Origin of the sequence: Streptomyces cellostaticus (assembly GCF_001513965.1) — a bacterium.
GTDB lineage: Bacteria > Actinomycetota > Actinomycetes > Streptomycetales > Streptomycetaceae > Streptomyces > Streptomyces cellostaticus.
In genome coordinates, this window is record NZ_KQ948082.1 from 8,573 (window position 1) to 11,939 (window position 3,367).

At 71.6% G+C, this 3,367-nt stretch carries 1 protein-coding gene; it reads left to right on the forward strand.

Going from position 1 to position 3,367, the window contains the following annotated elements; translation table 11 throughout:
• On the forward strand, positions 1-3,367 hold a 3,367-nt coding region (locus AQI88_RS46435; protein ID WP_159050581.1), incomplete at both ends, for a type I polyketide synthase.

Sequence of the window (3,367 nt, forward strand, 5' to 3'; positions counted from 1 at the left end):
CGGCCCTGGCCAGTGCCCAGTTGTCGGCTGCCGATGTGGATGTGGTGGAGGCGCACGGTACGGGCACCACGCTGGGTGACCCGATCGAGGCGCAGGCGCTGCTCGCGACCTATGGTCAGGAGCGGCCGGGGGACCGGCCGTTGTGGCTGGGTTCGGTGAAGTCCAACATCGGGCACACGCAGGCTGCCGCGGGCGTGGCCGGTGTGATCAAGATGGTGCTGGCGTTGCAGAACCAGCAGCTGCCGCAGACGCTGCACGCGGACGAGGCGTCGCCGCACGTGGACTGGTCGGCCGGTGAGGTGCAGCTGCTGACCGAGTCCGTGCCCTGGCCCCTGGGGGAGCGTCCGCGTCGTGCCGGTGTGTCGTCGTTCGGTCTGAGCGGTACAAACGCGCACGTCATCGTCGAAGAAGCGCCCGAGCCCGCTAAGGCCGGGGTCTCCGCGGGCAGCGGAGGAACGGAAGCCCCCGTGGTTGTGGAGACCGACGGGAGTGGCGCGTGGGTGGTGTCGGCGCGGTCGGCCGAGGGGCTGGCCGGGCAGGCGGGCCGGTTGCGGGAGTGGGTTGCTGCCCGGCCGGAGCTGGAGCCGGTGGATGTGGCGTGGTCGTTGGCGGTGTCGCGGTCGGTGTTCGAGCACCGGGCGGTGGTGGTCGGCGGTGACCGCGATGAACTGGTGACCGGGCTTGAGAGCCTGGCCGGTGGGGTGCCGGCGGGGTCGGTCGTGTCAGGAGTGGCGCGGTCGGGTGCGCGGGTGGTGTTCGTGTTCCCGGGGCAGGGGTCTCAGTGGCTGGGAATGGGCCGTGAACTGGCCGAGTCCAGCCCGGTGTTCGCCGCGCGCCTTGCGGAGTGTGAGCAGGCGCTGAGGCCGTTTGTGGACTGGTCGCTGACCGATGTCCTGGCCGGGGCGCCGGGGGCTCCCGAGCTGGAGTCGGCCGACGTGGTCCAGCCGGCGCTCTGGGCCGTGATGGTCTCGCTGGCCGCGGTCTGGGAAGCCGCCGGTGTGACACCCGACGCGCTGGTGGGTCACTCGCAGGGTGAGATCGCTGCGGCGACGGTGGCCGGGATGCTGAGCCTGGAGGATGGCGCCCGGGTCGTGGCCCTGCGCTCCCAGGCGCTGCGAGTTCTGTCGGGCGCCGGGGGCATGATGTCGGTGAGCGAGCCGGCTGCCCGGGTAGAGGAGCGCCTCGGCCGCTGGGAGGGCAGTTTGGCACTTGCGGCGGTCAACGGACCGGCCGCAGTGGTGGTTTCCGGCGAGCCGACGGCGCTGGAAGAACTGGCGCAGGAGCTGGAGGCCGAGGGCGTCCGGTCCCGGATGGTTGCGGTGGACTACGCCTCGCACTGCGCGCAGGTGGAACGGCTTGAGCAGGAGATCACCTCCGTGCTGGCCGGGGTGGCTCCGCGGGCTGGCCGGGTGCCGATGGTCTCGGCGATGACGGGCGAGGTCCTCTCCGGCACTGAGCTGGATGCCGGGTACTGGTACGGCAGCCTGCGCGCGCCGGTCCACTTCGACCGGGCTGTACGAATCCTTGCCGGTACGGGCCACCAGATATTTGTCGAGGTCTCCCCGCATCCTGTGTTGCTCGCGGCGATGACCGAGACGCTGGAAGAGGCCGCGCTGGAGGCAGGCCCCGGCGCACAGGCGGGAGTGGTGTCGGGCACGCTGCGCCGTGACGACGGTGGAACGACACGCCTGATCACCTCGCTCGCCGAGGCGTTCGTCCACGGCGCGCCCGTGGACTGGACCGGGCTCCTGCCGGCTGGAGAGCGGGTGGAGTTGCCGACGTATGCCTTCCGGCACGAGCGGTACTGGCCCCAGGGAGTGTTTGCCCTGCCGACTGCGGGATCTGCTGCGGGCGGGGACGCGGTGTCCCTGGGCTTGGGCGCTGTGGGTCATCCGCTGCTGGGCGCGGCGGTTGAGCTGGCCGGTGGTGCCGGGCTGGTGTGCACGGGACGGCTGTCCGTGCGCTCCCAGCCCTGGCTGGCAGACCACGTCGTAGGCGGAGTGATCCTGCTGCCGGGCACCGGGTTCGTGGAGCTGGTCGTCCGGGCTGGCGACCAGGTCGGGTGCGGCCTGCTGGAGGAGCTGACGTTGCAGGCGCCGTTGGTGGTGCCTGCCGACGGCAGCGGGGTGCAGGTCCAGGTCGTGGTGGCTGCGGCCGATGCCGACGGGCGGCGTGGGGTGGAGGTCTTCTCCCGTCCCGACCAGCCTGGCGGCCAGCAGGCATGGGTCCAGCACGCCAGCGCGCTGATCGCCCCCGCCGGAACGGCGAAGCAGGCCGAGGAGGACTTCGCTGTGTGGCCGCCGCGGGATGCGACTGCGGTGGACATCGCGGATGTGTATGCGGTGCAGCTGGCCGATGTGTACGGTCCCTCGTTCCACGGACTCCAGGCGGTCTGGCGTCGCGGTGAGGACGTGTTTGCCGAGGTGGCACTGCCGGAGGCCGTGGCGCAGGAGGCCGCTTCGTTCGGCCTGCACCCGGCCCTGCTGGACGCGGCTTTGCATGCGGGGCTCCTGGCCGACGCCGACGGCGAGGGTGAACTGGGTGAGGTCCGGATGCCGTTCGCGTGGACGGGTGTGGAGTTGCACGCCAGTGGGGCGTCGGTTCTGCGGGCCCGGCTGCGCCGTGACGCGCAGGGCAGTCTGACGCTGACGGCGGCGGACACCACCGGTGCACCAGTGGTCTCGGTGGCGTCGCTGGTGAGCCGCCCGGTCTCGGTAAGCCAGTTGCAGCCGACCCATCGCGGTGTAAGCGATGCGCTGTTCAGCGTGGATTGGGTCCCTGTGCCCGAGGCCGCAGTGTCCGCCGGGGACTGGGCGTTGATCGGCACCGACTCCTTCGCCCTGGCCGACGGGCTGGACACCGCCCGAGTGCCGGTCCGCTCCTTTGCCGATCTGGCCGGGGTTGCTGCTGCGACCGAGGCGGGCGAGGTTGCTCCGCAGGTGGTGCTTGTCTGTGCGGATACGGACAGCAGTGGTGATGCGGCGCAGGCGGCTCGGTGTGCTGCCGGTGCGGTGTTGGGTCTGGTGCAGGAGTGGCTGGCGGAGCAGCGGCTGGAGTCGGCCCAGTTGGTGGTCGTCACCCGGGGTGCCGTAGCCGCCGTTCCGGGCGAGGGTGTGACGGATCTGGCGGCAGCGGCTGTGTGGGGTCTGCTGCGGTCGGCGCAGTCGGAGAACCCGGGACGTCTGGTCCTGGCCGACCTGCCCGCCACCGGCGACGGTGACCCCGTATCCGTGCTGCCCGTGGGACTGGGCAGTGGTGAGCCGGAGTTGGCGATCCGTGGCAGGAGCGCTTACGGGCGTCGGCTGACCCGCCCGTCGGGTGACCTGGTCGTGCCGGAGCCGGACACAGATGCGGATGTCCGCTCGGT